A 22,617-nucleotide genomic window follows, 5' to 3' on the forward strand; every position below is an offset into this window, starting at 1 on the left:
CGCCCGGTCCCATCTGCGGGTTCCCGGGTCCAGCGGATACAGTCACCGTTGCGCCAACTACGGGGACAGGAGAGGGTCATTACCGCCAACCGGCAGACGAGCTGGGCGTTCGCCGACGCCTTTGTCGCCGAGGACGAAGCACTGCACGGGGCCCGGGAACGGGCTCGTGAGCTGGGGCTTCGCTCGGTGTCACCGGGCACCGGCGCTGCGCTGCGCCTGCTGGCAGCCGCCGCGGATGCCAAAGCGGTGGCGGAGATCGGCACGGGAACCGGCGTGTCCGGCATCTATCTCCTGCACGGCATGCGGCCGGACGGGGTCCTGACCACGGTGGACCCCGAGCCCGAGCGTCAGCAGTTCGCCCGGGCGGCGTTCCGCGAGGCGGGCTTCGCCACCAACCGGGCCCGGTTCATCCCCGGCCGCGCCCTGGACGTCCTGCCCCGGCTCGCGGACGGCGGTTACGACCTCGTCTTCTGCGACGGCGACCGGCTGGAGAGCCTCGATGTGCTCGCTGAATCGTTGCGCCTGCTGCGGCCCGGTGGCCTGGTCTGCTTCGAGGGCGTCTTCGCCGACGGCCGCACGGTCGACTCCGCGGCCCAGCCGGCCGAGGTGCTGCGGCTGCGGGAGCTGCTGCGGGCGGTGCGTGAGAGCCAGGAGCTGATGTCGACCCTGCTGCCGGTCGGCGACGGTCTGCTCTGCTCGGTCCGGCGCGGCTGAGCAGGCAGAACCCCATCGTGAGCGCGTAGAACCTCAGTAGGACGCACCACTGCCCGGTACGGAATCCGTACCGGGCAGTGGTGAAGGTGATGGGCGTTCCGCGTCAGCCGACGACCTTCTTCAGCGCGTCGCCGAGGGCATCGGCCTCGTCCGGAGTCAGCTCGACAACAAGCCGACCGCCGCCTTCGAGCGGAACGCGCATGACGATGCCCCGCCCCTCCTTTGTCACCTCGAGCGGGCCGTCGCCCGTCCGCGGCTTCATGGCCGCCATGCTCGTTCCCCTTCCTGAAACCAGCTCATCGCAACCGGCGGCCCCATGACAGGCGCTGCCTCACCGGCATCGAACACATTGCTTCTTCGCCATTATCCCGCATCAATGACCCCGATGACCAACATCGGTCTGCATCGCTTGCGCAACGCGCTCTCTCAAAACCACCCAATTCGGCGATCCGGCTGCGATACTGCGCCGCCCCGGACCCCCAGGTGAGAGCCAATTGTTAGACGCAGGTCACATCTCTGCCCAGCCCCGCATCGGCCATGCTTGCCTCCAGTGGCAACGATGCCCGAGCAGCGAGGGGATACCGGAATGGCCGACGAGCCGGCGAACAGCGTCCTGTACGACGTGAGCGAGGGTCTCGCGACGATCACGATCAACCGACCCGGCGCGATGAACGCGATGAACACCGCGGCGAAGGTCGCGCTGCGGGACGCGCTGCTGGCGGCGGCCGCGGACGCGGGCGTCCGGGCGGTACTGCTCACGGCCACCGGGCGCGCCTTCTGCGTCGGCCAGGACCTCAAGGAGCACGTCGCCACGCTCACGGCCACCCGCGAGGCGGGCGGCGGGAACGCGCTGAGCACCGTGCGGGAGCACTACAACCCGATCGTGCGGGCCATCACGGAGATGGCCAAGCCCGTCGTCGCCGGGGTGAACGGCGTCGCGGCGGGGGCCGGGTTCGGATTCGCGCTCGCGGCCGACTACCGGGTGGTCGCCGACACCGCCTCCTTCAACACCTCGTTCGCGGGCGTCGCACTCACCGCCGACTCGGGCGTGTCCTGGACCCTGCCCCGGCTGATCGGGCAGAGCCGCGCCGCCGATCTGCTGTTCTTCCCCCGGTCGATCTCCGCGCAGGACGCGTTGGAGCTGGGCCTCGTCAACCGGGTCGTCCCCGCGGCCGAGCTGGCCGAGCAGGCGGCGGCGGTGGCCCGTGCCCTGGCGGACGGCCCCACGGTGGCGTACGCGGCGCTGAAGGAGTCGATGGCGTACGGCGCCGGGCACACGCTCGCCGAGGCGCTGGAGAAGGAGGACGAACTCCAGACCCGGGCGGGCGCGTCGCAGGACCACACCATCGCGGTGGAGGCGTTCCTGGCCAAGGAGAAGCCGGTCTACCTCGGGAAGTAGCCGCTGCTCAGCGCGGTGCTCCCCCGCCGCCGCGCGCCACGCAGTCCGCGAGGTGGTCGTCGACCAGTCCGCAGGCCTGCATCAGCGCGTAGGCGGTGGTGGGACCGATGAAGCGGATCGAACGCTTCTTCAGCGCCTTGGCGAGTGCGGTGGACTCCGGCGTGACGGCCGGGACGTCCGACAGGCTGCGCGGGGCGGGCCGGCCGGCCGGGTCGGGGGCGTAGGACCAGATCAGCTCGTCCAGCTCCCCTTCCGACCAGTCGGCGAGCACCTTCGCGTTGGCGAGGGTCGCGTCGACCTTGGCCTTGTTGCGGATGATCCCCGGGTCGGCCAGGAGCCGCTCCCGGTCGGTGTCGGTGAACTTCGCGACCGCCTCGATCCGGAATCCCTCGAACGCGGTACGGAAGGTCTCGCGGCGGCGCAGGATCGTGATCCAGGACAGCCCGGACTGGAAGGCCTCCAGGCAGAGCCGTTCGAACAGGGCGTCGTCCCCGTGGACCGCCCGGCCCCACTCGGTGTCGTGGTAGGCGAGGTAGTCCTCGGCGGACAGGCCCCACGGGCACCGCAGCCCGCCGTCGGGGGCGGCCACGGCCGCGCCGGTCATCGCCCGTCCTCCTCGGTGCGGTCCCGGACGCCTTCCTGGCCGGTCGGCTCGGCGGGGCGGTCGCCCTGCCGGTCGCCGGGCTGCTTGAACAGGTCGGTGCCCGTCGTCACCGCGGCCGCCTGCACCCCGGCCAGGGCGGATTCCAGCTCGGCGATCCGGGCGTCGCGCTCGGCCAGCTCGGCGCCGAGCCGGGACAGCGCCTCGTCGACGTCCGCCATCCGGTAGCCGCGGGGGGCCATCGGCAGGCGCAGCGCCTCGATGTCCGCCCGGCCGACCGGGCGGGTCGCGGGCAGCGGATCGGTGAACCGGTCGGGCGGGACGTCCTGGAGCACCGCGCTCCCACCGCCCCCGACCACCGCGAGGGTGACCGCGGTGACGACCACGACCATCGTGAGCAGCAAGAACCAGAACACGCGCATCTCCCCGGGGGCGGAAACCTCGTCCGGCTCCGATCGTGCCATGCGACACGGACAAGTCAGGGCCGACCCGATAAGGCCTTAGGGTCGCAAGCGGGCTATCTGAGGAGGAAACACGGGATGCGAAGCGGTGCACTCAGGCTGGGGCGGCGGGAATTCGGTCCGCACGAGCCGGTGATCATGGCGATCGTGAACCGGACCCCGGACTCCTTCTACGACCAGGGCGCCACCTTCGGCGACGAGCCGGCGCTGGCCCGGGTCGAGCAGGCGGTGGCCGAGGGCGCCGCGATCATCGACATCGGCGGGGTGAAGGCAGGTCCCGGCGAGGAGGTGAGCGCCGAGGAGGAGGCCCGCCGCACGGTCGGGTTCGTCGCCGAGGTCCGCCGCCGCCACCCGGACGTGGTGATCAGCGTGGACACCTGGCGGCACGATGTGGGCGAGGCGGTCTGCGAGGCCGGTGCGGACCTGCTGAACGACGCGTGGGGCGGGGTGGACCCGAAGCTGGCGGAGGTCGCCGCGCGGTACGGGGCGGGCCTCGTGTGCACGCACGCGGGCGGCGCGGAGCCGCGGACCCGGCCGCACCGGATCGCGTACGAGGACGTCATGGCGGACATCCTGCGGGTGACGGTGGGACTGGCCGAGCGGGCGGTGGAGCTCGGGGTGCGGCCGGACGGGATCATGATCGATCCGGGGCACGACTTCGGGAAGAACACCCGGCACTCGCTGGAGGCGACGCGGCGGCTCGGGGAGATGGCGGAGACCGGGTGGCCGGTGCTGGTGTCCCTGTCCAACAAGGACTTCGTGGGCGAGACGCTGGACCGGCCGGTGAAGGAGCGCGTCATCGGCACGCTGGCGACGACGGCGGTCTCGGCGTGGCTGGGGGCGCGGGTGTACCGGGTGCACGAGGTGGAGGAGACGCGGCAGGTGCTGGACATGGTGGCGTCCATCGCGGGGCATCGGGCGCCGGCCGTGGCGCGGCGGGGGTTGGCGTAGGGGCCGCCTGCCCGCGGCGGGCGGGGTCCGGGGCGCTGCCCCTGGACCCCGCTCCTCAAGCGCCGGAGGGGCTGGTACCGATGCCCTCAATCGCCGGGCGGGCTGAGTGTGGCCGGACCGGCCGAAATGATGCCCTCAAACGCCGGGCGGGCTGAGTTCGGCCGGCGCGGGCCGGGACGTGCCGGTCGAAAGATGTCCTCAATCGCCGGGCGGGCTTGAAGTGGCCGGACCGGCTTGAGGTGGCGGGCTCGAGGTCAGCGGCCGACCTCCTTCGTGACCAGCATCACCGCTTCCTCCACGTCGTCCGTCACGTGGAAGAGCAGCAGGTCCTTCTCCGAGGCCTTGCCCTGGGCCACCACCGTGTCGCGGAGCCAGTCGATCAGGCCGCCCCAGTAGGCCGTGCCGAACAGGACGATCGGGAAGCGGGTGACCTTGCCGGTCTGGACGAGGGTCAGCGCCTCGAAGAGCTCGTCCAGGGTGCCGAGGCCGCCGGGCAGGACCACGAAGCCCTGGGCGTACTTCACGAACATCGTCTTGCGGACGAAGAAGTAGCGGAAGTTGACGCCGATGTCGACGTGCGGGTTGAGGCCCGACTCGAAGGGCAGCTCGATGCCGAGGCCGACCGAGACGCCCTTCGCCTCGCGGGCGCCCTTGTTGGCGGCCTCCATCGCGCCCGGACCGCCGCCGGTGATCACCGCGAAGCCCGCCTCGACCAGCGCCTTGCCGATCTGGACGCCGGCCTCGTACTCCGGCGATCCGTCCGGGGTGCGGGCCGAGCCGAAGACGCTGATCGCGCTCGGCAGTTCGGCGAGCGCGCCGAAGCCCTCGACGAACTCCGACTGGATGCGCATCACCCGCCAGGGGTCGGTGTGCACCCACTCGGAGTCGCCCTCGGAGTCCAGCAGTCGCTGATCGGTCGTGCCGGGCTGGACCTGCTCCCTGCGGCGCAGGACCGGGCCCAGCCACTGTTCCTCGGGGCCGACCGCGCCCTCGGGAACCTCCGCACCCTCAGGGATCCGTGCGTCTTCGGCGTTGCCCATGTTCCGCTCCCTCCACCGACCCGCGTCGCGCTGGGTCGTGTCGTACTGCGTACGGCCAGCGTAGATCGGCGGAGGTTACGTGCGGGGGAATGCCGTGCGTCTGCCGGTCAGCCAGTGAGCCAGGAGCGCAGCCGGTCCTCGCAGTGGGTGATCTTCGCGACCGCCACGTGCTCGTCGCGCTTGTGGGCGTACATCGGGTCGCCGGGTCCGTAGTTCACCGCGGGGACGCCGAGCGCGCCGAAGCGGGAGACGTCGGTCCAGCCGAACTTGGGCCGGGCGGTGCCGCCGACCGCGGTCATGAACGCCTGGGCGGCGGGGTGGGAGAGGCCGGGCATGGCCGCGCCGGAGTGGTCGTCGATGACGATCTCGGCCACGCCGCAGTCGGCGAAGACCTCGCGGACGTGGGCGATGGCCTCCTCCTCGCTGCGGTCCGGGGCGTAGCGGTAGTTGACGACGACGGTGCAGGCGTCCGGGATGACGTTGGTGGCGACGCCGCCCTCGATGCCCACCGCGTTGAGGCCCTCGTGGTATTCGAGGCCGTCGATGACCGGGCGGCGGGGCTCGTACGCGGCGAGCTTCGCCAGGATCGGGGCGGCGGCGTGGATCGCGTTGGACCCCATCCAGCTGCGTGCGGAGTGCGCCCGCTCCCCCGTCGTACGGAGGTGGACCCGCAGGGTGCCCTGGCAGCCGCCCTCGACCTCTCCGTCGGAGGGCTCCAGCAGGACGGCGAAGTCTCCGGCGAGCCAGTCGGGGTGGGCGTCGGCGATGTGGCCGAGGCCGTTGAGGTGCGCGGCGACCTCTTCGTTGTCGTAGAAGATGAAGGTCAGGTCGCGGTTGGGCTCGGGGACCGTCGCGGCGATCCGGAGCTGGACGGCGACGCCGGACTTCATGTCGGAGGTCCCGCAGCCCCAGAGGATCCCGTTGCCGTCGAGGCGGGAGGGGACGTTGTCGGCGATCGGCACGGTGTCGATGTGCCCGGCGAGGACGACGCGCTCGGCGCGGCCCAGGTCCGTCCGGGCGACGACGTTGTTGCCGTGGCGGTCGACGGTGAGGTGGGGCAGGGCGCGCAGGGCCGATTCGATCGCGTCGGCGAGGGCCTTCTCCTCCCCGCTGACCGAAGGGAAGTCGACGAGCCGGGCGGTGAGCGCCGGTCCGTCCAGGGTGAGGTCAAGGGTGCTGTCGGCCATGGACCCGACCCTAAGGGACTTGGGTATCGGCCCCGGCCGGGCCCTCCAGTACGGTGGGCTCGTGCCCCGGACAGCCAGCCCCGCCCGTCGCAGCCGCCTCATCCGATTCGCGGCGGCCTTCGCCGTGCTCGCTGCCCTGGGCGGCTATCTGGCCGTGCAGTACGACTCCTCCGGCTCGAAGAACCCGCCCCGCTGTGTCGTGGAGGCCTCCGACGGTGAGGGCGGGACGTCACACACGTACGAGATGAGCCTGGCCCAGGCGGTGAACGCGGCGACGATCTCCGCGGTCGGCACCACCCGGGGCATGCCCGAGCGGGCGGTGACGATCGCGCTGGCCACCGCGCTCCAGGAGTCCACGCTCCGCAACATCGACTACGGGGACCGGGACTCGCTGGGGCTGTTCCAGCAGCGCCCGTCGCAGGGCTGGGGCACGCCCGCGCAGCTCATGGACCCGGTCTACTCCTCCGGTGAGTTCTACGACCATCTCGCCGAGGTTCCGGGCTACTCGCGGCTGCCGCTGACCGTGGCGGCGCAGCGTGTGCAGCGGAGCGGGTTCCCGCAGGCGTACGCGAAGCACGAGCCGGACGCCGCGCTGCTGGCCGCCGCGCTGACCGGGCGCAGGCCGGCCGCGCTGAACTGCACCCCGTCGACGGCCACGGCGGACGGTCCGGGAGACTCCGCCCAGGTGCGGGCCGAGCTGGTGCGGGCCTTCGGCAAGGGCGTGCTGCCCGACGCGGTGGCCGCGGGCGCGTCCGCCGCGTCGACCGTCTCGGTGCCCGTTCCGGCGGCCGCGGCGCAGTCGGATGACAAGGCCGCGCAGCGCGGCTGGGAGCTGGCGCACTGGGCCGTGGCGCAGTCCGAGGCCCTGCGGATCGAGCGCGTGAGCTACGCGGACCGGGTCTGGGACGCCGGTTCCGGCTGGCGGACGGAACGTGCGAAGGACAAGGAAACGGACACGACGGCGGTCAGGATCCAGGTCGTTCAGTAGTACGCCCCGTCACCCGTACGGACCCTGGGGGCCATGTCCCCGGATGTTTTCCGCGCGACTCCCCGCACCTTCGCGGACCTGCTCCGATTCCCTTGCCGCCCAAGGGAAGTGACGGTTCATCGGACCACGGCGGTATGGATTGTTTGCCCGGGTTCTTCCGCTGCGGATAATCGGACGCATTACTCAGTCTTTACCTTTGCCCACCGCAACCTCCCCCTCCCCCGAAGCGGTTGTCAGTGCGTCCGATCACCGGACAGACAGATTCGTGCACAACCCGCTGAAGGAGCATCATGTCCCTCCCCCTGACCCGTCGGATCGCTCGTGCCGCGCTGCTGATCGCCGCAGGCGCAGCCCCCGTGGTCGGTGCGGCCGGCGCCGCAAGCGCCGCAGATCTCCCGGCGACCCCGGACCTCGGCGGACTGACCGCGCTGGACGGCGCCGGTCTCGGCGACACCGTGGACAGCGCCGTCCAGCAGGGCACCCAGGCGGCCGGCGACACCGGCGGCCGGCTCGTCGGCACGGCGGTCCCGGCCGCGGGCAAGACCGTCGGCAAGTCCGCCGGGGTGGCCGTCCCGGCCGCCCAGGAGACCGCCGGCCAGGCCGCGGGCAACGCGGGCCAGGCCGTGGGCGGCGTGGCCGAGGCAGCCGGCGGCGGCCTGCCGACCGACGCGCTGGGCGGCGGCCTCCCCACGGACGCGCTCGGCGGCGGCCTGCCCACCGACTCCCTGACCAAGGGCGGCCTCCCGCTGGGCGGCCTGCCGATCGGCGGCTGATCCATCGCAGCACCGACCAACGCGCCGAGGGCCTCGGGAGTGCGCACTCCCGAGGCCCTCGGCGCGTCATGCCGCCGTCGCGGCGGCCCTGTTCAGGACAGGCGTCAGGACAGGCGCTTGACCGCCGCGGCGACCCGCTCGTCGGTCGCGGTGAACGCCACCCGGACGAAACGCGCGCCCGCCGGGCCGTAGAAGTCGCCGGGCGCCACCAGGATGCCCAGCTGCGCGAGGTACGCCACGGTCTCCCAGCACTCCTCGTCGCGGGTCGCCCACAGGTAGAGGCTCGCCTCGCTGTGCTCGATCCGGAAGCCGTGCGCCTCCAGCGCCGCGCGCAGGGCGAGACGCCGGTCCGCGTAGCGGGCGCGCTGCTCGGACACGTGCACGTCGTCGCCGAGCGCGGCGACGGCGGCGGCCTGCACGGGGGCGGGCGTCATCATCCCGCCGTGCTTGCGGATGAGCAGCAGCTCGCCCAGGACGGCCGCGTCACCCGCGATGAACGCGGCCCGGTATCCGGCCAGGTTGGAGCGCTTGGAGAGCGAGTGGACGGCGACGACGCCGTCGTAGTGACCGCCGCAGACGTCGGGGTGGAGCACCGATACCGGCTCGGCGTCCCAGCCCAGCTCCAGGTAGCACTCGTCGCTGAAGACCAGCACACCGTGCTCGCGCGCCCAGGCGACGATCCGGGTCAGCTCGTCCTTGGACAGCACCTTGCCGGTCGGGTTGGAGGGCGAGTTGAGCCAGAGCAGCTTCAGCCCCGTCGGGTCCAGCTCGGTCGGGTCGTCGTAGACGACGGGCTCCGCGCCGCAGAGCCGGGCGCCGACCTCGTACGTCGGGTAGGCGAGCCGGGGGTAGGCCACCTTGTCGCCCGCGCCGAGCCCGAGCTGCGTCGGCAGCCAGGCCACCAGCTCCTTGGAGCCGACGACCGGCAGCACGTTGGCGTGGGTCACGCCGACCGCGCCGAGGCGCCGCTCCACCCAGCCGGTGAGCGCGTCCCGCAGGGCCTCGGTACCCCACACCGTCGGATAGCCGGGGCTGTCCGCGGCGGCGACGAGCGCCCGCTGGATGAGCTCGGGGACCGGGTCGACCGGGGTGCCGACGGACAGGTCCACGATGCCGTCCGGGTGGGCCTGGGCCGTCGACTTGTAGGGCGCGAGCTTGTCCCAGGGGAAGACCGGGAGGCGGGAGGAGACTGCGGACACGGCGCTCTGCTTTCTCGGGTGTTCTCGTTCGGGCGGCGGATCGGACGCGCGGTGACGGATCCCGGCGGGACCAGGATCCGGTGACGGATCCCGGCCGCACGGGGAAACGCCTCGGCCCCGCACGGTGACAAGCCGTACGGGACCGGGCCGCGCGCGTGGTGCCGCCGCTTACTGGTTCTGCGGCGGCAGTCCGGCGATGAACGCGTGGTCGCGCTCGATGAGACCGAGCTTGGAAGCACCGCCCGGCGAGCCGAGGTCGTCGAAGAACTCGACGTTCGCCTTGTAGTAGTCCTTCCACTCCTCCGGAGTGTCGTCCTCGTAGAAGATCGCCTCGACCGGGCAGACCGGCTCACAGGCTCCGCAGTCGACGCATTCGTCCGGGTGGATGTACAAGGACCGCTGGCCCTCGTAGATGCAGTCGACGGGGCACTCTTCGATGCAGGCCTTGTCCTTCACGTCGACACAAGGCTGCGCGATGACGTAGGTCACGCTGTCGTTCCTCCTCGGTAGGGCGTTGGCTCTCGCGCGGGAGCGCGGCGTCGTCGATGCCCGCCTCTAGTATCTCCGTTCTCGGGCACGATCCGAACAGGAGGGGCGGACAGAGCTGTGGAATTCACCATCGGCGGACGGCTGGAAGTCCGCATCACACCCGCTGACGTGGGCAAACGCGTGTCCGTTCGACGCCGGACGGACGGCGGGGGCACGGGCGCGGAGTTCACCGATGTGGTCGGGGTGCTCACATCATGGAACAACGGTGTGCTCTCGATCACACGAAAGAGCGGGGAATCCGTCCACATCGTGGAATCCTCCGTGGTCGCGGGCAAGGTCGTCCCCGCCGCCCCGGCCCGCCGTCGTGGCCCCGCCGCCTCCTTCGGGGAACTGGCCTCCGTCACGGCGCGCGCCTGGCAGCCCGTGGAGAGCGAAGCGCTGGGCGACTGGCGGCTGCGCGCCGCCGGGGGCTTCACGCGGCGCGCCAACTCCGCGCTGCCGCTCGGCGATCCGGGGCTGCCGGTCGGCGAGGCGCTCGGACGGGTCCGGGACTGGTACGAGGAGCGGGGCCTGCCCGCGTACGTCCAGACGGCGACCGGGGCCGAGGGCACGCAGGAGCTGCTGTGCGCGGAGTTGGAGCGGCACGGCTGGCGGCGCGAGGTCTCGGCGGAGGTGCGGATCGCCGCACTGGCGCCGGTCGGTGACCTGGAGGCGGATGTACGGGCGGTCCGCCTGACCCGCGAACCGGACGCGGCCTGGCTCGCCCGCTACCAGCGCTTCTCCACCCCCGGTCCCCATGTGCTGCGGGTGCTGGGCAGCGGCCCTTCGGTCTGGTTCGCCACGGTGCCGGGGGCCACCGGGGACACCGGAGACGCGGGCGCGGACGCGGATCCGGACGCCCCGCCGGCCGCGATCGGGCGGTGTGTCGTGGACGGGCGGTGGGCGGGGTTCATGGCCGTCGAGGTCGCTCCGGAGCAGCGGCGGCGCGGCCTCGGCACCACGGTGATGGCCGCGCTGGCGCGCCGGGCGCTGGACGAGGGCGCCTCGGCGGCCTGGCTCCAGGTCGAGGAGGACAATGAGGGGGCGCGGGCGCTGTACGACGGCATGGGCTTCGCGGCCCACCACCGCTACCACCACTACCGCTCGGCGTGACGGGCACCGGTGGCCCCCGCGCCGGGCCCTCCGGTGGATCGACGCACAGGAGCGGGGACAGGGACATGGGTCGCATATGAGCGCGCTGGATTCCGGAACGGCCGAGCGGCGGCGGCAGTTCGCCGAGGAGGCCCGGTCCGAGCGGCCGGACCTCGCCCTCCTGTGTCTGCTGCTGGGCGCGGAGGCCGGACCGGTGGGCCCGGCCGAAGTCCGCCCGGTGACTCCGGGGGAGGCCGTCCCCGACCCGTACGGCATCGACGCCGCGCAGATCGAGCTGGACCGGCTGGCGGGACTGCTGCCGTACGGCTCCCGCTCCCCCGCCGCCTGGGCCTCGGCGCTGGCCGAACTGCTGGGCGGACGCTGCGGGTTCGGCGGCTCCTCCGTCGACTACCAGCGGCTGGACTCCTCACTCCTCCAGCAGGTGCTGCGGCGCCGCCGGGGTCTGCCGATCCTGTTGTCGGTCGTCTGGATCGAGGTCGCCAGGAGGGCGGGCGCACCGGTGTACGGGGTGGCGCTGCCCGGCCACTTCGTGGTCGGTTTCGGTGATCGGGAGCACCCGGTGCTGGCCGATCCGTTCGCCGGGGGCGCGCCGCTGACCGGTCAGGACGCGGAGCTGCTGGTCACGGGGGCGACCGGGGCGGCCCTCGAACCGTCGATGATGACGCCCGCACGCCCTCTGGAGATCGTGCTGCGGATCCTGAACAACGTCCGGGCGTGGGCTGCGGCCCGGCCCGAGCGCACGGACGTGGCCCTGTGGGCGGTGGAGCTGTCGCTGCTCCTGCCCTCGCATCCGGCCAGGCTCCGCTTCGAGCGCGCCCAGCTCCTCGTCCAGCGCGGTGAATTCCTGCGCGGGGCGGCGGAGATGGAGGAATATGCGGAGATCCTCGACGGAATCGAGCCGACGACGGCCGAGAACATCCGGCGCAAGGCCCACGCCGCGCGCGCCCTGCTGAACTGAACCGGCCGCCCGGCGGGGAATCCGCGGAAACCGGCCCCGCCAGCGGCCCTTCGGCCGCCCCCGCGGTGGCGAGACGGATGGGTCCGTGAGCGATGTGCGCTCCCGCTTTACATCCGAACGCCCCCTTCCGCGCCCAACGGGCGCGGTATTCGGCCCGTTTGTCGGCGTACGCGAATGCCCATGCGCTCAACTGGATACCCGTCACCGGATGCGTACAGCCCGTCGCATTCCGCGTTGGGCGGGCCGGAAGAGAAAAGCTGAGGGCAGACTGATGACAACCGTGCTGCTGGTCCACACCGTGCCGTTGTGGCGCGCATCGCTGGCGTCGCTCCTCGGCACGGGGCGGGGGATAGAGGTCCGCACCGCCGAACACGGTGCGATACGCGCCGCGTTGAGCGGGCCGTGTCCCGATGTGCTCCTCACCGACCTCGAATGTCCGGGCGCGCTGGACGTCCTCGACGAGGTGAAGACGATGACCGCGCCGCACGGCGGACCGTGTCCGCTCGCCGTGCTCACCCGCAGCGATCGGCCGAGCGGCCTGCGACGGGCGTTCGAGGCGGGGGCGCTCGGCTACATCGACAAGTACCGTCCGGTGGACGACCTTTCCGAGGTGATGCACAAACTGGCGGACGGGGGGCGGCATATCGACGAGTCGCTGGCCTTCAGCCTCCTCCAGGTGGCCGACATGCCGTTATCCCCGCGGGAATTGAGTGTGCTCTCGATGGCCGAAGGGGGTGACACCGTGGCCGGGATTGCCGGTCGGCTGCACCTGACGCCGGGGACGGTCCGCAATTATCTGGCCGCCGCCATACGGAAGTCCGGGGCGCGCAATCGGCTGGACGCGATCAGAAGGGCGAAGGAGGCGGGGTGGATCTGATGCCGCGCCCTTTCCCCCGCCCGATACCGACGGCCCCGCCCGGCTCCTCCGGCTCCCCCGCCACGTGCCGCTCGCCCGGCTCGCCCGCTCCCTCCGGCTCCCCCGTGTCCTCCGGCTCCCAGAGGCCGGCCAGGTCCCGGTAGAGGGCGCAGGAGCGCAGGAGTTCGTCGGGGGTGCCGCACTGGGTGCGCGGGCCGTCCATCACCAGGATCCGCCCGGCGCGGCGGGCCGAGCTGAGCCGGTGCGCGACGACGACCAGCGCGCCCGGCAGGGCCCCGAAGGCCAGCTCGGCGCGGGTCTCGGCGGCCGGGTCGAGGCGGCTGGTCGCCTCGTCGAGGATCAGCAGCGGCGGGGCGGCGAGGTAGGCCCGGCCCAGGGCGACCAGCTGCCGTTCGCCCTGGGAGAGCCAGTCCGGTTCGACGGCCGCGTCGAGGGAACCGAGGCGGGAGAGCAGCGCTTCCAGGCCGAGCGCGTCCGCCATGGCCACGATCTCCCGGTCGCGAGCGTCGGGGCGGAGGTAGCGGAGGTTGTCCCGCAGCGAGCCGCTGAACACGTAGGCGTGCTGGGGCAGCAGGACGCGTACGGAGGTGGCGTCGGCCGGGCGCACCGGACGCCCCCGCCACCGCACCGCTCCCCCGGTGGGCCGCTCGGTCCCGGCGAGAATGGCGGCCAGGGTCGACTTGCCGCTGCCGCTCGGGCCGACGACCGCGAGGTGCTCCCCCGCCCCGACCGTCAGGGAGAGCCGGTCCAGGACGGGGTGGGCGCCCGGCCCGTACGCGAAGCTGACCTCGTGGAGCTCGGCGACCGGGGTTCCGCGCGGCGGCGGGGCGGCGTCCCGGGAGGGCGGCGGGTCCTCGGCGGGCGGGGGCGGCGCGTCGGTGAACCGGTCCAGGACCACGACGAGCCGCCCCCCGACGGTGCCCAGCATGGTCATCAGCGCCTGGACGGCGGGGGCGAGCGCCTGGGTGAGGTAGGTCAGCGCGCCGACCAGCGCGCCCGGCGTGAGCCCGTTCCGCAGCAGCCAGGGCGCTCCCAGGAGCAGCAGGAGCGGGGGGAACCGGCCGCAGACGGCGAGCGCCAGCACCCGTACGCCCGACCAGCGGGCCAGCGAGCGGGAGGCGGCGAGCTGTGCGTCGGCGAGCGCCCGGGACTCGGCCACCGTCCGCCCCGCGGCTCCCGCTGCGGCGATGTCGCGTACGGAGGCGGCGAGCCGGCCCGCGTGGGCGGCGTACGCCTCGTCGGCGGCGAGGTAGTCGCGCTGGCGGGCGGCCATCGGTGGCAGCGTGCCGAGGAACAGGGCGGACCCCAGGACCAGTGGGGGAAGCACGATCAGGAGGAGGGCGGGCGACAGAGCCAGCAGGCCGGTGACGGCCCCGGCCACCGTGAACACGAACGAGCGCAGCGTCAGGACGAGTCCGGCCCAGCCGTCCCGGGCGATCTCACTCTGATGAGTGACCTGTGACAGGGACCGGGTGCTGACGTCGCCGGAGCGGTCGAGCGCGCCGGACAGCGCCCGGGACACGGCGCGCCGGACCAGTCCGTCGCGCAGCGGCTCCACGAGGTCCGCGAGCCGGCCGAACACTCCGCGCGCTGCGGGCACGGAGGGCAGCACGGCGACCGCGGCGACGGCCAGCCAGAGGAGACCGGTCGGCGGACGTCCGGCGAGGAAGCCGTCGTCGAGCGCGCGGGCGACCCCGAACCCGCCGAGGAAGGTCTGGGCGAACTCCAGCAGGGACCAGCCGGCCAGCCGCAGGACCACGCCGGTCCGGGCCCGCAGGAAGGGCCGGGCCTCGCGGCCGACCCGGCGCAGCGAGGTGTCCCGCCGGGAGTGATCCTCAAGCTGGGCGTCGCGCCGGGTGTGCGCCCTGTCCTGCCCGTCGCGCCCGGGGTCAGCCTCGTGCGGCTCGCCGCGCCGGGGGTGTGCTCCGTCGGGCTTCACCGGGCCTCCGCTCCGGCGGCCGGCGTGACGGGCGTACGGCTCGCGGGCACGGAGCCCTCGGCGGGTGCGTCCGTGCGGAAGACCGCCCGGTAGTCCGGGTCCGACCAGAGTTCGTCGTGGCGGCCCGTCGCGCGGATCCGGCCGTCCTCCAGCCAGGCGACCCGGTCCGCCCGCGCGGCCGAGGACAGCCGGTGGGCGACGATGACCCGGGTGCAGTGCCCGGCCCGCTCGTCGAGGGCGCGCCGGACATGGTGCTCGGTCACGGTGTCGAGGCTGGACAGCGCGTCGTCGAGGATCATCAGACGGCCGGGGTGAGCGAACGCGCGGGCCAGGCCGAGGCGTTGGCGTTCGCCGCCGGAGAGCGGGGCGTCGGCGACCGGGGTGGCGTAGCCGTACGGGAGCAGCGCGAGGAACCCGTCGGCGCGGGCGGCGCGGGCGGCGTCGCGTACGGCTTCGGGCGACGCGGTCCAGGGCCCGTAGGCGATCGTGTCCTCGACGGTGGTGCCGGGGAGGGCCGGGCGGGCGAAGGCGTACGCCACCTCGCGGCGCAGCCGGTCCGGTTCCATGCCGTCCATCGGGACGCCGTCCAGCAGCACGCTGCCGGTGTCCGGGTCGAGCAGTCGCCCGGCGACCGCGGCGAGCACCGACTTGCCGGAGCCGGAGCGCCCGACGACGGCCAGGGAGGTGCCGCCGGGGACGGTCAGGTGGACGCCGGTCAGCAGCGGGCCGCCGTCCTGTTCGACGCCGACGTCACGGAGTTCGAGGTGTCCGGGGGCGTCGGGCACCGGGCCCAGGCCACGGTGCGAAAGCGGTGCGAGGGTCAGGAGGGGCTCCAGGCTCAGGGCGGCGGCGCGGCTGCGGGCGAGGGCGCCGAGCGCGCCGGTCAGGGCGCCGATCCCGACGGCGAGGCTCGCGTAGCGGGAGGCGGCGACCAGGTCGCCGACGCCGATCGCACCCGTGCCGAGGCGCAGTCCGGCGACCGCGAGGACCAGCAGCATGAGCAGGGGCAGCAGGAGGCCGCTGCGGCCGACGGCCCGCCCGTACACGGCCCAGGTGCGCCTGCCGTGTTCCGCGAGGGCGGTCAGGGGTTCCAGGACGCGGCGGTGCTCGTGTGCGCCGGTGCGGGCGGCGCGGATGGTGTCGGCGCCGTCGAGGGCCTCGGTGAGCCGGTGGGCGATGAGCGACTGGGCGCGCTGGTAGTCGGCCCCGGCGTCGGCGGTCCGGCGGGTGAAGGCCCGCAGCAGTGCGACGAGGAGGGGTGCACCGAGGAGGAGGGCGGCGGCCGTCCAGACGTCGATGAGGAGGAGGCCGACGAGCGCGCCGAGCGGGAGCAGGACCCCGGAGACGGCTCCGGCGGCGGTGACGGGCGCGGACGCGGCGTCGGCGGTGCGGGCGGTGAGCCGGGCGGTGAGGTCGCCGGTGGGCAGGGCGAGGGCGCGGCGGGGTTCGGCGGCCAGGACCCGGGCGGCGGTGCGGGTGCGCAGGGACGCGGTGAGCCGGGCGGTGGTGCTCGTGCCGGTCACGGCGGCCGCCGCGTCGAACCCGGTCTCGGCGAGGGTCAGGGCGGCGCAGAGCAGCAGCAGGGACCAGGGCACGGGGCCGCCGGCGACGAGCCGGTCGACGGTGTGGCCGAGGGCGGCGGGCAGGGCGAGGGCGGCGAGCGCCCCGCCGGTGGAGCAGAGGAGAAGCCCGAGGAGGGCCGCCGGGTACTGCCGGGCGAGCCGCCGGGTGCCGGATTCCGTGCCCGGGCGTGGGTGCAGCCGCACGGGGTGGCCTTTCTGCCCCTGGGGGCACGTGGCCGGCCGGCCCATCGGTGAGGATCACCGATGGGCCGGCCGGTGCGGGTCACGGGGTGCAGAGGACCACGCTGAGGGAGCTGTACTCACAGACCAGCAGCGAGACCTGGCTGCCCGTGGCGAGCTCGCCGAAGGAGTCCTCGGCCGGGGTGTCCATCGCCTGAAGGTCGAGAAGCGCCATGATGATGTCCTTTCGGGGACGTTGGTGGTGCTGAACGGTGTGTTGCTACGACCCCTGGCGGGGCCGGTCCGTGGGGCCGCTCGCGCGGCCGGGGCCCACCGCCGGAGCGGCGGGCAGGAAGGGAAGTCCGGTGGAGCCGCCGAGCGCGGCGCCCAGGGCGAGGAGAGCGCCGGCGGTCCCGGTGGCCAGGTCCATCGACAGGCGCATCAACTGCTCGCCGGGGAAGGCGAGTCCGTCTCCGTACGCCAGGGCGTGACTGCCCAGCAGGTCGGTGTGGCGGGCGATGGCGCGCTGCCGGTCGGCCTCGTCGCACAGCGGAGTGGCGGCGAGGTGCATGAGGAGTCCGGCCGAGCCCCGGAGCAGTCCGGGCTGGACGTAGAAGGCGGAGAGCGCGGCCGGCAGGAGGGCGCGGCCCGCCGCTTCGAGCGCGGGGTCCGGGCGGTGGGCCAGGTAGGCGTCGATGACGGCCGCGATGCCGGCGCTGCCCGAACCGAGGTACGGCATCAGCCGCTTGCCCTCGACGACGAGGAGTTCGCCGTCGTCCCCGGCCCGGCAGCGTTCCAGGTCGCGGCGCAGGGCGGTGGCCGCCAGGTCGAGCAGGGCGGCGTCGCCGGTGGTCGCGTACCGGCGCACCAGCAGCAGGGCGATGCCGCTCGCACCGTGCAGCAGTCCGGTGCGGGGCGACGGCGGGCCGTCGACGAGCGCGCGGACGGCGAGGGCGGTACAGCGGTCGGCCGCTGCGGACAGCGCCGGGGCGTCGGTGGCGGAGGCGGTGCGGGCGAGGTCGTCGAGGGCGAGGCCGATGCCCGCGTACCCGTTGTGGAGGCCGGGCGCGAGGCCCTGCAAGGGCTGGTCGAGGATGATCCGGAGGAGGTCGGCGGCCTCGGCGGTGCGGCCGATCCGGTGCAGGGTCCAGGCGATGCCGGTGAGCCCGTCGTAGAAGCCGAGGGGGCTGCCGGACGCCGGGTCCTTGGCGTGCCGCAGGAGCCACTCCTCGGCCTCCTCGCACGGCGGGGCGCCCGTCTCGTGGAGGGCGTAGAGCACTCCGGCCGCCCCGTACGCGAAGGACTGGCCGCCGGTGGCCGTGGCGAACTGGGCGATGTCCCCCGGGAAGCAGCGGTCCTCGCGCTCCGGTGTGCGGGAGGCGGTGATGGCCCGGACCAGCGCGTCGCGGCTGCGCGGCCAGTCGCCGGGGTCGGGCACGGGAGCGGGAGCGGGAACGGAAGCGGGAGGGGGAGCTTGGAGGGAGGCGGGAGCGGCCCGGCGGGCGGGCTCCCCCGTGGCGCGCAGGATCTCCGCGACCGCGGGCCACAGCGTCTCCTCGGTGACCGGGAAGACGCGGGCGATGTCCCGGGCGAGGCCGGCGGCCTTGGTGCGGTCGATGCCGAACAGCGTGGTGAGCGGCAGGTACAGGGCGAGCCGCAGGCAGGCGAGCGCGTAGCGGTCGATGTCGGCGCCGCGCCGGTCGGGCGGGGCGACGAAGGCCGGGTTGGCGACGATCTGGCGGCGGCGTTCGGCGGCCGGGGAGGCCGCCTCGAAGTCGAGCAGGACGATGCGCGCGTTCTCCTCGTCGACCATCACATTGCTCATGTGCAGGTCGCTGATGACGATGCCCCGGTCGTGCACCGCCTCGACGGCGCGCTCGACCTGCCCGTACAACTCCGCCGCCCAGGCCGCGTGTTCGGCGAGCAGTTCGGGTGACGGGTGCTGCCGGGCGAGCGGGAAGCGGCGGGCGAAGACGGTGTTGAGGGTGGTGCCGGGGATGTACTGGAGGACCAGGAAGTGGTGGTCGCCGACCTCGAAGACGTCCCGGACGGCCGGTACGCAGTCCAGTCCGGCCAGTTGCTCCAGGGCGGCCCGTTCGCGCTCCAGCCGGGCCACGGCGTCCGCCCCGTCGGCGGCCAGACCGGCGTACGGCCGCGCCTCCTTGAGGACGACCTGCTCGCCGGTGCGGGTGTCGCGGCCGAGGTAGACCCCGCCGCCGTTGGAGAAGTGCAGCGCCTTCTCCACGGTGTACGGGAGGTCGGCCAGGCCCACGGCGGCACGGGCTTCGAGGTGCGGCATCAGGAAGCCGGGCGGGGTCACCCAGGAGGGGACGCGGAAGGACGGGCCCCGGTCGTCCGGGACGAGCCGGCCCTGCGGATCGGCGACGGCGGGCACGGGCCGCCCGTCCGGGCCGGAGCAGAAGCGGGCGGCGAACGCACCGTACCGGGTGTGCACGGGCCCGTTCCCGCACCGCAGGTCGCTCAGGATGTACGGGCCGTGCTCGCCCTCCAGCAGGTGGGTCAGGGCGGTGCACACCTCGGGGAACGCCTCGTCGGACGGCGGGTAGACGGTGATGAACTTCCCGCTGCCCGCCCGGTCCGCGTACTTGGCGTTGCGCAGGGCCAACAGCCCGGCGTTCGGCACGCACTTGAAGGCCAGCCGGTGTTCCAGACAGTGGGCGACGACCCGTTCCAGCACGGAGGCCGCGTTGTCGAGTGCGGCCGAGACGTGGATCTTCCAGCCCTGGGGCGGCAGCCGCAGCCCGTCGGGGCTGTACGCGAGCCAGTCGCCGCGCCGGGAGCGGGTCCAGCCGTCGGGTACGGCGCCACGGAGCGGCGCGTAGAACGAGCGCTCCTCGTCGGCGGCTCCGCCCGGTCCGGGGGAACGGTGGGGTGCGTCGTAGAAGCGGCGGTCCGCCTGGCAGTACGCGGCGTACTCCGGATTCACGCACGGTCCCCTCGCTCGGTTCTTTCGTGGCGAGAGAGAAATTGTCACAACGACGCGTGGCGCCCATAGTCACTGTTGTCACGACTCGTACATGCGCGCCAACCATGCGGAGCGCACCGCGTACTGATGGGTATCCGCTTGTCGCCCAGCCCTGGACGGGTGCGGGCCGGGGGCGTGCGGGGGCGTGCGCGGGGCGCTCTCACGCCTGCCTCAGCCCGCGCCGTGCACCAGGACGTCCCCCGCCTCCGTACGGAAATAGAGCACGGAGCGGCCCGCGCGCCGGCGGCGGACCAGGCCGGCATCCAGGAGGATCCGCAGATGGCGGCCCACCGAGCCCAGCCCCTGGCCGGTCAGCGCGACGAGCTGCGTCGTGCTCAGCGGGGAGGCGAGCAGCAGCAGGACGGCCGCCCGTGCCGGGCCGATCAGCGCCCCCAGGGCGGCGGGCACGGGGATGCGCCCGGCCTCGGCGAGCGCGCCGGAGCACGGGTACACCAGCCCGTACCGGTGCGGGATGTCCCAGCAGACCCAGGACTGGTACGGGGTCACGGGGACGAACAGCAGCTGGGCGCCGTCCAGCTCGCGGGGCGGGTTGTCGTGGGGGTTGATCTGGAGCCGGCTGTCGCCCAGCCAACGGATGCCGGGGCGCATGCCGTTCAGCGCGTCGGCCCAGCCACCGCGCCCCAACTGGGCGGACCTGGCGACGACATCGGCCTCCAGGATCCGCCGCCGCCTCGGCCAGTCGGGCAGCACGGTGTGCGTCCAGACCCACTCCAGGGCGTCGGCGGCACGCCGGGCCAGGTCGTCCCGGTCCAGCGCGGCGGGCAACGGCCCGCGCACCGCCTCGGCCAGGTCGGCGCGGGCCCGGTCGGGCGGGGTGGCCCGGACGGGCGTCAGCTCGTCGGCGAAGGAGGGCGGGGCCTGGCCGGGCGGGGCGGGGTCCGGCACGGGGACGAGGAAGTCGGCGATCCACCGGGGCGCGAGGGCGGCGCCGATCACCAGCGCGGAGACCGGGTCGTCGGCCTTCCACCGCCGGTACGCGGGCAGGTGGGTCTCCAGCCAGGCGCGCTCACCCGGGTGCGCGGCGGCGGTCCGCTCCAGGACCAGCAGGCTCGCGACGGCCTCCGCGAGCGGCGAGACGACGAACCGGCTGTTCGCGAGCGTGTCCGCACCGACCTGCCACCAGCCCACGCGCCCCCACCCCCCTGTTCTCCGGCCGTGCCTGTCTCTGCCTGTCCTGCCTGCCTGCCCCGGGGCTTTCGCGTCCGCGCGAAACAGTAACGGTCCCGGCGACGGCGTCCGGAGACTCCACCCCATGCGCACCTACCGCGAACTGTTCCGGACCCCGGAGTTCACCCCCTTCTTCGCCGCCGTCTCCGTGCAGACGGCCGCCCAGACCGCGACCGGCCTGGCACTGGGCACCCTCGTGTACACGCGGACGGGCTCACCCCTGCTGTCGGCGCTGGCGATGTTCGGCCCGTCACTGGCCCAGGTGGCCGGGGCGCTCACCCTGCTGTCGGCGGCGGACCGGCTGCCGCCGCGCGCCGCGCTGACCGGCCTGGCGCTGCTCTCCGCCGGGGCCGCCTGCGTCCAGGCCGCTCCCGGACTGCCGCTGTGGGCCGCGTTCGCCGTCCTGCTGGTGTGGGGCGCGGCCTCGTCGCCCGGCGGGGGCGTCCGGTACGGGCTGCTCAACGAGATCGTTCCGCGCGAGGGATTCCTGATCGGTCGCTCCGTGCTGAACATGACGGGCGGCGCCATGCAGATCTGCGGGTTCGCGGTGGGCGGGCTGCTGGTGACGGTGTTCTCGGCGCGCGGCACGCTGCTGATCGGGGCGGGGCTGTACGTCGTCGCGGCGGCCGTGACCCGGTTCGGGCTGACCGCCCGGCCGCCCCGGGCCACCGGCCGCCCGTCGGTCCGCGAGACCCGGCGGACGAACGCGCTGCTCTGGTCGTCCACGCCGCGCCGGTACGTGTTCCTGGCGCTGTGGGTGCCCAACGGGCTCGTCGTCGGGGCCGAGTCCCTGTACGTCGCGTACGCGCCCGGGCACGCCGGGCTCCTCTTCGCCGGCGGGGCCCTGGGCATGCTGGCCGGGGACACGCTGGTCGGGCGGTTCGTCACCGCACGGTGGCGGGCGCGGCTCGGGGCTCCGCTCCGGCTGCTGCTCGCCGCGCCCTATCTGCTCTTCGCACTGCGCCCGGGGCTGCCCCTCGCGCTGGCGGCGGTCGTCCTGGCGAGCGTGGGCTTCGCCGCGAGTCTGCTGCTCCAGGAACGGCTGATGGCCCTCACCCCGCAGGAGCTGAGCGGCCAGGCGCTCGGGCTCAGCTCCTCGGGGATGCTCGCGATGCAGGGGGTGGGGGCGGCCGTGGCGGGCGGTATCGCCCAGCTGACCTCCCCGGCCACGGGCATGGCGGCGGTCGCGGGACTCTCGGTGGCGGTGACACTGGCGCTGGCCCCGGGACTGCGTGACCGGTCCGGGGACGTCGGGGGCAGACTGCCGGTAGCGGACGGATCACCACGAGCGTCCCGTACACCCCGCACGGAAGAGACCACATGAGCGACAACGCCAGGCCCAGCCAGAAGGAAGCCATGCTCTCCGGCGAGCTCTACATCGCCGACGACCCCGAACTGGCGGCGGAGGCGCAGCACGCGGCCGTGCTCAGCGAGCGTTTCAACGCCACTTCGGCCGCCGACCCCGAGGCCCGGCGCGCCGCCCTGGCCGAACTCCTCGGCGAGCTGGGCGAGGGCGTGGAGGTGCGGCCGCCGCTGCGGGTCGACTACGGCTACCAGACGACCATCGGCCCCCGGACGTTCATCAACTTCGGCGCGGTCCTCCTGGACGTCGCCCGCATCACCATCGGCGCGGACGTCCAGATGGGCCCGAACGTCCAGCTGCTCACCCCGACCCACCCGATCGACCCCGAGCCGCGCCGCGCCAAGTGGGAGGCCGCGCAGCCGATCACCATCGGCGACAACGTCTGGCTGGGCGGCGGGGTGATCGTCTGCCCCGGGGTGACCATCGGCGAGAACACGGTGGTCGGGGCGGGGGCGGTCGTCACGAAGGACCTGCCGGCGAACGTGGTGGCGGTCGGCAATCCGGCCCGGGTGATCCGGAAGATCGGCGAGACGCAGGCGTGACACCCCGGGGTCCGCGGCCCGCCGGCGCGGCACCCCGGTTTCCCGCTGCCCGCCGGGCCATAGCGCCT

22 protein-coding genes are annotated in these 22,617 nt (G+C 73.9%); 10 read left to right on the forward strand and 12 right to left on the reverse strand.

Translation table 11 applies throughout. The features are described 5' to 3' along the window. The first annotated feature begins 48 nt into the window (after positions 1–48). Complete coding sequence (locus IE272_RS07030) at positions 49–714, forward strand: O-methyltransferase (protein WP_007446831.1); 666 nt, start codon at positions 49–51, stop codon at positions 712–714. A gap of 103 nt (positions 715–817) precedes the next feature. Here the strand turns inward: IE272_RS07030 and IE272_RS07035 are convergent, their stop codons facing one another. Then, positions 818–985: a DUF3117 domain-containing protein gene (locus IE272_RS07035; protein WP_003966491.1), complete on the reverse strand. Its 168-nt coding sequence runs from the start codon at positions 983–985 to the stop codon at positions 818–820. A gap of 315 nt (positions 986–1,300) precedes the next feature. Between IE272_RS07035 and chcB the strand changes: the two genes are divergently transcribed. Further along, complete coding sequence (chcB, locus tag IE272_RS07040; RefSeq protein WP_050360566.1) at positions 1,301–2,113, forward strand: 2-cyclohexenylcarbonyl CoA isomerase; 813 nt, start codon at positions 1,301–1,303, stop codon at positions 2,111–2,113. Positions 2,114–2,120: 7 nt separating this feature from the next. On the opposite strand, the gene IE272_RS07045 is transcribed toward chcB, so the two are convergent. Together IE272_RS07045 and IE272_RS07050 are read right to left on the reverse strand one after the other, a co-directional pair. Beyond that, positions 2,121–2,717 (reverse strand): DNA-3-methyladenine glycosylase I, encoded by a 597-nt coding sequence (locus IE272_RS07045; protein ID WP_050360567.1) that lies wholly within the window; start codon positions 2,715–2,717, stop codon positions 2,121–2,123. Continuing rightward, positions 2,714–3,178 (reverse strand): DivIVA domain-containing protein, encoded by a 465-nt coding sequence (locus tag IE272_RS07050; RefSeq protein WP_050360568.1) that lies wholly within the window; start codon positions 3,176–3,178, stop codon positions 2,714–2,716. The genes IE272_RS07045 and IE272_RS07050 overlap by 4 nt, the downstream gene beginning before the upstream one ends. A gap of 75 nt (positions 3,179–3,253) precedes the next feature. Here IE272_RS07050 and folP point away from each other — a divergent pair, with 75 nt between their 5' ends. Further along, on the forward strand, positions 3,254–4,126 hold the full coding sequence (gene folP / locus IE272_RS07055) for a dihydropteroate synthase (protein WP_056700751.1): 873 nt from the start codon (positions 3,254–3,256) through the stop codon (positions 4,124–4,126). A 254-nt stretch (positions 4,127–4,380) separates the two neighbouring features. Here the strand turns inward: folP and IE272_RS07060 are convergent, their stop codons facing one another. Both IE272_RS07060 and dapE read right to left on the reverse strand, forming a co-directional pair. Then, complete coding sequence (locus tag IE272_RS07060; protein WP_056700754.1) at positions 4,381–5,166, reverse strand: LOG family protein; 786 nt, start codon at positions 5,164–5,166, stop codon at positions 4,381–4,383. Positions 5,167–5,273: 107 nt separating this feature from the next. Then, the gene (gene dapE, locus IE272_RS07065; protein WP_056700756.1) at positions 5,274–6,353 is read right to left on the reverse strand and encodes a succinyl-diaminopimelate desuccinylase; all 1,080 of its coding nucleotides are present in this window, start codon (positions 6,351–6,353) and stop codon (positions 5,274–5,276) included. A gap of 61 nt (positions 6,354–6,414) precedes the next feature. On the opposite strand from dapE, the gene IE272_RS07070 reads away from it, so the two are divergent. Both IE272_RS07070 and IE272_RS07075 read left to right on the forward strand, forming a co-directional pair. Beyond that, positions 6,415–7,341 carry a hypothetical protein gene (locus IE272_RS07070; protein ID WP_169808547.1) on the forward strand — a complete coding sequence of 309 codons (927 nt, stop codon included), beginning with the start codon at positions 6,415–6,417 and terminating at the stop codon, positions 7,339–7,341. A 290-nt stretch (positions 7,342–7,631) separates the two neighbouring features. Then, a complete protein-coding gene (locus tag IE272_RS07075) occupies positions 7,632–8,114 on the forward strand; it encodes a hypothetical protein (protein ID WP_056700760.1) in 483 nt (160 codons plus the stop codon). Positions 8,115–8,218: 104 nt separating this feature from the next. Here the strand turns inward: IE272_RS07075 and IE272_RS07080 are convergent, their stop codons facing one another. Both IE272_RS07080 and fdxA read right to left on the reverse strand, forming a co-directional pair. Then, on the reverse strand, positions 8,219–9,313 hold the full coding sequence (locus IE272_RS07080; protein ID WP_056700761.1) for a bifunctional succinyldiaminopimelate transaminase/glutamate-prephenate aminotransferase: 1,095 nt from the start codon (positions 9,311–9,313) through the stop codon (positions 8,219–8,221). A gap of 168 nt (positions 9,314–9,481) precedes the next feature. Next, a complete protein-coding gene (gene fdxA / locus IE272_RS07085; protein ID WP_007446848.1) occupies positions 9,482–9,802 on the reverse strand; it encodes a ferredoxin in 321 nt (106 codons plus the stop codon). A 117-nt stretch (positions 9,803–9,919) separates the two neighbouring features. On the opposite strand from fdxA, the gene IE272_RS07090 reads away from it, so the two are divergent. From IE272_RS07090 to IE272_RS07100, 3 genes are all read left to right on the forward strand, one after another. Next, complete coding sequence (locus tag IE272_RS07090) at positions 9,920–10,954, forward strand: GNAT family N-acetyltransferase (protein WP_190006467.1); 1,035 nt, start codon at positions 9,920–9,922, stop codon at positions 10,952–10,954. Between the two features lie 76 nt (positions 10,955–11,030). Continuing rightward, positions 11,031–11,912 (forward strand): transglutaminase family protein, encoded by an 882-nt coding sequence (locus tag IE272_RS07095; RefSeq protein WP_050360576.1) that lies wholly within the window; start codon positions 11,031–11,033, stop codon positions 11,910–11,912. A gap of 271 nt (positions 11,913–12,183) precedes the next feature. Beyond that, on the forward strand, positions 12,184–12,789 hold the full coding sequence (locus IE272_RS07100; protein ID WP_050360577.1) for a response regulator transcription factor: 606 nt from the start codon (positions 12,184–12,186) through the stop codon (positions 12,787–12,789). Here IE272_RS07100 and IE272_RS07105 read toward each other — a convergent pair. The 5 genes from IE272_RS07105 to IE272_RS07125 all read right to left on the reverse strand — a co-directional run bounded on the left by IE272_RS07105 (position 12,758) and on the right by IE272_RS07125 (position 20,605). Then, positions 12,758–14,728 (reverse strand): ATP-binding cassette domain-containing protein, encoded by a 1,971-nt coding sequence (locus IE272_RS07105; protein ID WP_190006468.1) that lies wholly within the window; start codon positions 14,726–14,728, stop codon positions 12,758–12,760. The two genes, IE272_RS07100 and IE272_RS07105, sit on opposite strands and share 32 nt — an antisense overlap. Continuing rightward, positions 14,725–16,494, reverse strand: coding sequence for an ATP-binding cassette domain-containing protein (locus tag IE272_RS07110; RefSeq protein ID WP_190006469.1), 1,770 nt, complete (start codon positions 16,492–16,494; stop codon positions 14,725–14,727). The genes IE272_RS07105 and IE272_RS07110 overlap by 4 nt, the downstream gene beginning before the upstream one ends. A gap of 79 nt (positions 16,495–16,573) precedes the next feature. Continuing rightward, positions 16,574–16,705: a SapB/AmfS family lanthipeptide gene (locus IE272_RS07115; RefSeq protein WP_003966507.1), complete on the reverse strand. Its 132-nt coding sequence runs from the start codon at positions 16,703–16,705 to the stop codon at positions 16,574–16,576. 45 nt (positions 16,706–16,750) lie between these two features. Next, positions 16,751–19,417 carry a class III lanthionine synthetase LanKC gene (gene lanKC, locus IE272_RS07120; RefSeq protein WP_190006470.1) on the reverse strand — a complete coding sequence of 889 codons (2,667 nt, stop codon included), beginning with the start codon at positions 19,415–19,417 and terminating at the stop codon, positions 16,751–16,753. Between the two features lie 210 nt (positions 19,418–19,627). After that, the gene (locus tag IE272_RS07125) at positions 19,628–20,605 is read right to left on the reverse strand and encodes a winged helix-turn-helix domain-containing protein (RefSeq protein ID WP_050360580.1); all 978 of its coding nucleotides are present in this window, start codon (positions 20,603–20,605) and stop codon (positions 19,628–19,630) included. A 124-nt stretch (positions 20,606–20,729) separates the two neighbouring features. Between IE272_RS07125 and IE272_RS07130 the strand changes: the two genes are divergently transcribed. Continuing rightward, positions 20,730–21,968, forward strand: coding sequence for an MFS transporter (locus tag IE272_RS07130; protein WP_056700773.1), 1,239 nt, complete (start codon positions 20,730–20,732; stop codon positions 21,966–21,968). After that, on the forward strand, positions 21,965–22,549 hold the full coding sequence (locus tag IE272_RS07135) for a sugar O-acetyltransferase (protein WP_057665639.1): 585 nt from the start codon (positions 21,965–21,967) through the stop codon (positions 22,547–22,549). Before IE272_RS07130 ends, IE272_RS07135 begins: the two co-directional genes overlap by 4 nt. The last annotated feature ends 68 nt before the right edge of the window (positions 22,550–22,617 follow it).

Origin of the sequence: Streptomyces anulatus (assembly GCF_014650675.1) — a bacterium.
In the GTDB taxonomy this organism is placed as follows: Bacteria; Actinomycetota; Actinomycetes; order Streptomycetales; family Streptomycetaceae; genus Streptomyces; species Streptomyces anulatus.

Coding starts and splice junctions, on each gene's coding strand:
- IE272_RS07035 (WP_003966491.1), bottom strand. CDS start 985: ATGGCGGCCATGAAGCCGCGGACGGGCGACGGCCCGCTCGAGGTGACA.
- chcB (WP_050360566.1), top strand. CDS start 1,301: ATGGCCGACGAGCCGGCGAACAGCGTCCTGTACGACGTGAGCGAGGGT.
- IE272_RS07045 (WP_050360567.1), bottom strand. CDS start 2,717: ATGACCGGCGCGGCCGTGGCCGCCCCCGACGGCGGGCTGCGGTGCCCG.
- IE272_RS07050 (WP_050360568.1), bottom strand. CDS start 3,178: ATGGCACGATCGGAGCCGGACGAGGTTTCCGCCCCCGGGGAGATGCGC.
- folP (WP_056700751.1), top strand. CDS start 3,254: ATGCGAAGCGGTGCACTCAGGCTGGGGCGGCGGGAATTCGGTCCGCAC.
- IE272_RS07060 (WP_056700754.1), bottom strand. CDS start 5,166: ATGGGCAACGCCGAAGACGCACGGATCCCTGAGGGTGCGGAGGTTCCC.
- dapE (WP_056700756.1), bottom strand. CDS start 6,353: ATGGCCGACAGCACCCTTGACCTCACCCTGGACGGACCGGCGCTCACC.
- IE272_RS07075 (WP_056700760.1), top strand. CDS start 7,632: ATGTCCCTCCCCCTGACCCGTCGGATCGCTCGTGCCGCGCTGCTGATC.
- IE272_RS07095 (WP_050360576.1), top strand. CDS start 11,031: ATGAGCGCGCTGGATTCCGGAACGGCCGAGCGGCGGCGGCAGTTCGCC.
- IE272_RS07100 (WP_050360577.1), top strand. CDS start 12,184: ATGACAACCGTGCTGCTGGTCCACACCGTGCCGTTGTGGCGCGCATCG.
- IE272_RS07115 (WP_003966507.1), bottom strand. CDS start 16,705: ATGGCGCTTCTCGACCTTCAGGCGATGGACACCCCGGCCGAGGACTCC.
- IE272_RS07130 (WP_056700773.1), top strand. CDS start 20,730: ATGCGCACCTACCGCGAACTGTTCCGGACCCCGGAGTTCACCCCCTTC.
- IE272_RS07135 (WP_057665639.1), top strand. CDS start 21,965: ATGAGCGACAACGCCAGGCCCAGCCAGAAGGAAGCCATGCTCTCCGGC.